Here is a 3912-nt window from a genome sequence, read left to right as displayed (position 1 = left end):
CCAGCGTCACCAGCGAGACGAGCGTTCGGAGGGTCGACATGAAGCTCGAAGTCCAGGTCATCCCCGTGTCCGACGTCGACCGGTCCAAGGGGTTCTACGCGCGAGTCGGTTGGAGGCTCGACGATGACGTCGCGCCGCTCGACGGGCTCCGTGTCGTCCAGTTCACACCACCAGGCTCGGGGACGTCGGTCACGTTCGGCCAGGGACTGACAACGGCCGCGCCAGGTTCGGCCGCGGGCGGGCTCACCGTCTCCGACATCGAGGCGGCCCATGACGTGCTCGTCGGCCGTGGCATCGACGTGAGTGACGTATGGCACGGCCCACCGTTCCCCGTCGAGGCACGGCAACCCGGCCCCGACCCCGAGCGCACCAGCTACGGGTCTTTCTGCTCCTTCAGCGATCCCGACGGCAATCTGTGGCTGGTCCAGGAGGTCACCACTCGGCTCCCAGGTCGGATCGACCCGACGGAAACGGCATTCGCGTCCGCGGAAGACCTGGAGAACGCGCTTTGGCGTGCCGAGGCTGCCCATGCCGAGCATCAGAAGCGCACGGGGCGGTCGCACCTTCTTCACCGGTCGAGCCACGACGACACCTGGCCCGCTTGGTATGCCTCCTACATGGTGGCGGAGCAGGCCGGGAGTGATCTGCCGGCGTAGGTGGGAGCCATGGAATTCCTGGTTGAGTTCGACATACACATTCCGGAGGGAGCTCCGGAGTCCGAGGTCGAACAGCGCGTGAGCGGCGAGGTGGCGGCCGCGGAACAACTGGCCCGCGAGGGACATCTCGTGCGGCTATGGACGCCGAACCACGCGCCGGACGGGAAGAAGGCCCTCGGCCTTTTCCGCGCCGCCAGCGAAGCAGAGCTCGACGCTTTGCTCGACGCGTTGCCCCTGAGCGACTGGATGCAAATCAGCGTCACTCCGCTCGAGCCGCACCCAAACGACCCAACTAGCTCGCGCACCAGAGCGCCTCAGCTCCCGCGGCCCCATCTGACGCTGGTCTACCGCCTCGAAGCGACTCTGGGCGAGGTGCTCGATCTAGGCGAGTTTCCCCAAGGACACCGCCGGATCGTGCCGTGGACCGGCGGAACCTTCACCGGACCCAAGCTGAGCGGCAAGATCGTCCCAGGCGCCAGCGCCGACTGGCAGACGGTCCTGCATGACGGCACTGCGCTGGGCGACATCCGTTACACGCTGTGCACAGACGGCGGCGACCTGCTCTACGTCGAATCACGAGGCGTGCGTCACGGCACCGCTGAGGTCCTCGCCCGCCTCGGCCGTGGCGACGACGTTGATCCGACCGAGTACACCTTCCGGACCACGGCTCAGATCGCGACCGCCGCCCCAGCGTTTGACTGGTTGAACAAGGGCGTCTTCATCAGCGTGGCCAGCCGCCAAGCCACCCGCGTGATCTACGACACCTACCTGGTCGGATAAGGGGCGGCGCCTGAGGCCCGATCCCCAGATGCTCGACAGCTCGACGACGAAGAGGTGGCGTTCCGACTCAACGAGCTCGCGTTCGCCGGCACGCTCTGGCGTCGTGACAGGCTTGCCGGATGAGCACGCCGCTGACCCTGATGGCTGTGCACGCACATCCCGACGACGAATCGTCGAGCACGGGCGGCGTCCTGGCCCGGTACGCGAACGAAGGCGTCCGAACCGTTGTCGTCACGTGCACGAATGGCGAGCTCGGCGACGCACTGGGCGGGATCAAGCCGGGAGACGAAGGCCACGACGAGGCCGAGGTCGCCCGCATCCGCCTCGGCGAGCTCGAGCGAGCGTGTGAGACGCTCGGCGTCGCGCATCTCGAGCTGCTCGGGTACCACGACTCGGGCATGGTCGACTGGGAGCACAAGGACCGGCCCGACGTGTTCTGCAACGTCGCGGTCGACGATGCGGCCGAACGCCTCTCGGGCCTGTTCGAGCAGTACCAACCCGACGTCGTCGTGACCTACGACGAGCTCGGCGGCTACGACCACCCCGATCACGTCCACGCGAGCCGTGTCGCGATGGCCGCGGTCGCCCGAACAGGGATCCCACGCAAGGCCTATCTCACGGCGTTCCGGCGGAGCACGTTCGAGCGGTTCCGGGAGATTCTCGAGGAGCAAGGGGGCGATCTCTCGCAGATCCCACAACCAGATCCGGAGCAGCTGCGCATGCTGGACGCGGTCGAAGCGCGCATCACGACCACGATCGACGTCGCGCCCTACGTCGAACGAAAGCGCCTCGCCCTTGCGACGCATGCCAGCCAGATCGAAGAGTCGTTCTGGGCCCGCCTGCCTGCCGAGGCGTTCAGCGCGCTCTTCGGTGAGGAGAGCTTCATCAGAGCGGAGGACACCACCGACGCGCCCCTCCCGGAGGCGGACCTCTTCGACGGGTTGCGCGAGAACCGATCGAGAGGCGAAGCGCGGAGTGAGTCGTATCGGTCTCGTTACCGAGCAAGGTGACGCACACCTCGTCGTCAATGAGTGTTACGGGCCTCGTCAGTCGCAATGCGTTGCGGGTTGGTAGTCCAGCTCGCGAGGAGCGCGAGGGCGTCGTCCGATGGCGAGGCCGGCTCGGGTGCGTAGATGACCAACGTCTGGCCGGGGTCGGCTGGTAGCTCGAAGACCTCCATGTCGACGGTCACCTCTCCGACGATCGGGTGACGGACGCGCTTGGTTCCGGTGCGATGCAGCTTCACGTTGTGGGCGGCCCAACGGACGCGGAACTCATTGCTGCGGGTGGAGAGCTCGCCGATCAGGTCGGAGAGATCTTTGTCGTGGGCGTTGCGCCCGGCTTCCGCGCGTAAGACCGCGACAACGTCGTTGACGCCGTCGTTCCAGTCGGTGAAGAAGTCGATGCCGTTGGGATCTGACGGTGGGTCCAGTCGTCGATGTCGGAGTGGCTCGCCGATGGCTCTGGCGGCTCTCGCCATGCGTTTCCCTTGATTGCTTTCGGCATCGTGGATTCTCCTCCGACGAGCAGCGCGCCTGACGACCACGGTGTGATGGCCAGCTCGGACCTACCTGTCAGTGGTCGTAGTCGCTAGCCCCAGATTTACAGACCCGTCCGAACAGTTGGGGATGACCCCATCCCTGCCGGTTCTGGGTTGGGACGAACGCGACCTTGCAACGCGCCCACGCGACCATCCGCCCAATGGCACGAGTGACACGCCTCGTGACGCCTCATATCTCGTGCTTCGTCGGCGCACTCGGGCCGGCCTTCTCCATCACCGCGCCGTCTCTTCGTCAACCGCCCGGTGACGCCTACATCGCGCGCCGGAACGACGTCCGGGCGTCGGCCTGGTCCGGATGCTCATTCAGACGAGTGCATAGCACGAACGAGGCGCAGTGGTGCGATGAGTTTGGCGGCGCAAAATCGTCCAAGTGATCGTGCGTGCCCGCAAGGGGGGTGGGGCCTGCAGCAGGAGGAGAAGACCATGAATTCGATGGCACGCCGGATGTTCGAGCTGGTCGAGCCGATTGGTGTCATCCCCTACTCGGCCGACGAACCGAACGAGGCGATGTTCGCCCTGGGGTTCACCAACTACTGGGACACCTACTTCGCCGGACGGGCGGCACCCCTGGGCCTCGCCCCGGCGGAGGTGGTGGACGCGCTCTTCTACAACTTCGCTCCCGGCGAGGTGGCTCGCCACATCCCGAAGGTATGGCGCACCACCACGCCCGAAGCGGCGATCGCCGCTCGTCAGATGGGCTGCGTGAAGGCGCTGCGGCGGATCCTCGGCGATCACGTCGACTCTCCCGCCTTCGCGCGCGCCGCCGAACTGTTGCTCAAGGCGGCGACCAGCGCGCCGTTCGAGGGTCGGCCGATGTACGCCGCGCTGCGCGCGATCCCGATCCCCGACGACGTGGTGGCCCGCCTCTTTCACGCAGCCTCCTTGCTGCGCGAGTACCGCGGCGACGGGCACATC

Annotated in this window: 5 protein-coding genes; 4 read left to right on the top strand and 1 reads right to left on the bottom strand. The window is 66.7% G+C overall.

The window, feature by feature from the left end; genetic code table 11:
• Positions 1 to 38: 38 nt before the first annotated feature.
• From E6G06_21950 to E6G06_21940, 3 genes are all read left to right on the top strand, one after another.
• On the top strand, positions 39 to 656 hold the full coding sequence (locus E6G06_21950; GenBank protein TML85505.1) for a glyoxalase: 618 nt from the start codon (positions 39 to 41) through the stop codon (positions 654 to 656).
• Between the two features lie 9 nt (positions 657 to 665).
• Entirely contained in the window at positions 666 to 1436 is a 771-nt protein-coding gene (locus E6G06_21945; GenBank protein ID TML85504.1) for a DUF3237 family protein, read from the top strand.
• 119 nt (positions 1437 to 1555) lie between these two features.
• Positions 1556 to 2446: a GlcNAc-PI de-N-acetylase gene (locus tag E6G06_21940; GenBank protein ID TML85503.1), complete on the top strand. Its 891-nt coding sequence runs from the start codon at positions 1556 to 1558 to the stop codon at positions 2444 to 2446.
• 14 nt (positions 2447 to 2460) lie between these two features.
• Here E6G06_21940 and E6G06_21935 read toward each other — a convergent pair whose 3' ends face one another.
• Positions 2461 to 2916 (bottom strand): hypothetical protein, encoded by a 456-nt coding sequence (locus E6G06_21935; GenBank protein TML85502.1) that lies wholly within the window; start codon positions 2914 to 2916, stop codon positions 2461 to 2463.
• Positions 2917 to 3420: 504 nt separating this feature from the next.
• On the opposite strand from E6G06_21935, the gene E6G06_21930 reads away from it, so the two are divergent.
• On the top strand, positions 3421 to 3912 hold a 492-nt coding region (locus E6G06_21930), incomplete at its 3' end, for a MarR family transcriptional regulator (protein ID TML85501.1).

The sequence above is a fragment of the Actinomycetota bacterium genome (genome assembly GCA_005888325.1).
Taxonomy (GTDB): Bacteria; Actinomycetota; Acidimicrobiia; order Acidimicrobiales; family AC-14; genus AC-14.
This window is presented reverse-complemented; position numbering and strand designations above follow the sequence as displayed.

Coding starts and splice junctions, on each gene's coding strand:
- E6G06_21950 (TML85505.1), top strand. CDS start 39: ATGAAGCTCGAAGTCCAGGTCATCCCCGTGTCCGACGTCGACCGGTCC.
- E6G06_21945 (TML85504.1), top strand. CDS start 666: ATGGAATTCCTGGTTGAGTTCGACATACACATTCCGGAGGGAGCTCCG.
- E6G06_21940 (TML85503.1), top strand. CDS start 1,556: ATGAGCACGCCGCTGACCCTGATGGCTGTGCACGCACATCCCGACGAC.
- E6G06_21935 (TML85502.1), bottom strand. CDS start 2,916: ATGGCGAGAGCCGCCAGAGCCATCGGCGAGCCACTCCGACATCGACGA.